This window comes from Peribacillus sp. NPDC060253, assembly GCF_042727425.1.
Taxonomy (GTDB): Bacteria; Bacillota; Bacilli; order Bacillales; family DSM-1321; genus Peribacillus.
Window position 1 is genome coordinate 1 of record NZ_JBHXAS010000267.1, and the last position, 1,556, is coordinate 1,556.

2 protein-coding genes are annotated in these 1,556 nt (G+C 33.3%); both read right to left on the reverse strand.

Annotated elements, in window-relative coordinates:
• Nucleotides 1-155: 155 nt before the first annotated feature.
• The gene (locus ACFWE9_RS26870; protein ID WP_230163040.1) at nucleotides 156-473 is read right to left on the reverse strand and encodes a hypothetical protein; all 318 of its coding nucleotides are present in this window, start codon (nucleotides 471-473) and stop codon (nucleotides 156-158) included.
• 139 nt (nucleotides 474-612) lie between these two features.
• Entirely contained in the window at nucleotides 613-1,281 is a 669-nt protein-coding gene (locus ACFWE9_RS26875) for a hypothetical protein (protein ID WP_377359667.1), read from the reverse strand.
• Nucleotides 1,282-1,556: the final 275 nt, after the last annotated feature.

The window sequence follows — 1,556 nt, forward strand, 5'->3', positions numbered from 1 at the left end:
CGTCCTACCCTGGCTACTGATATAATAGATTCTATTAAAAAAAGGTCAACCAGTAAAAACTGGCTAACCTTATAATACGAACGCACCCGTTAGTTTAAGTACAATCCTTCACAATCTTACTAATTTGCCCGTTAGCCACTGGTAGTTCAACAAGATTATATTGTGTTAGTTCTATTTCTATATGGATATAGGACCGTATCGACCCAATTACGAAACACTTCATAGGCTTCTTCGTCTGTTTTAACGTTTCCTAAAAATACCCCCATAAAGTCATCATAATAATGTTCCTTGCCTCCAAATAACGCTTTAAATTCCTTGTCATTTTCAAAACCATCGAAAAATATATCCATTGTTTTATCTTGTCTTTCCCAAGCAATCGCCTCGATATAAGGAGTAAACTCATTTGTGTAATTGTCTATATGTAGGTGGTTACCAGTAAAATTTTCATTGCCAAAATATCCGTAGTCATTCATATCTAAGCCTCCTAATGATATCCCAGATTTATTATAGCCCTTGTTCAACTATCCTGCCCCGTTAGTTCCATAAAAAAAGAGCTGTTTCCAGCCCCGTATAAAAGTAATGCACCCTTTAATTGGATCAAAGATTGGAACCTCAATTGTCAAGGTAATATATATTTGCTTCATTTTTTTTAGTTACATAAACGTTCATATTTCCTAAAGGTTTATCATTTAAAAATAGTTGCAATTCCCAAATACCTGACTCGTTGAATTTAATTGAAGTGGATGATATAGATGCAGGGAAAGTTAAATTAATTTCTATATCTTTTTCTATATTTTCTTCAATACTCTTATTAATACTAACTGGCTTTGGGGTATAATCTTTAGGTAATTCTTTTAAAGGTGTCTCTTTTTTTACTATCTCTCCTTTTGATATTATACTCTTACCACTTTCGTTTTGAACTGCTTTTACCTTTAGCTCGCCTAACGGAAGCTGTTCATCCATTGTCCAAAAAAGCCATTCCAACTTAATTTCTTTATCCATTATCAAAGGTTTATCGAAAAAACCAAATTCCCGATTTTCACCCCTTATTTCATATACCATTATTACATCGTTTACTTTTTCATTTACTGTGAATGTTGGTGTTTGTATTGAGTTGCTGTTAGGTGAAATAATGTTAGAACTTGAATTTAATTTAATACCTTGTTCCTTTAGGCCATCTTGTACTTCTGCTTTCGCAACATTGTCATTCTTTTGCTTGGAAGAACAACCAAACAATAAAACTGAAGATAAAACTAAAACAACAAAATAGTGTATTTTCATTATTTCTCCTTTCAGATTTAGGTTTAATATTATTGACGTTATATGTCCAATATAGTTTCAATCTTATGGTATAAATTTACACATTAGTCCTCATTTCCTTATGGAACTATCCTGCCCCTTTAGTTCCATAAGAAACTTCTATGGCGGCGCTCCTCGCCGCCACCATCTACTACGAAAATTTAAACTCAAAAATAGAGTCTAACCCATTAACCCCTTGACGATAATGGATGATAACAATACAACCAGGCTGAGCTTTTTTTGGTGGATCTTAAGGA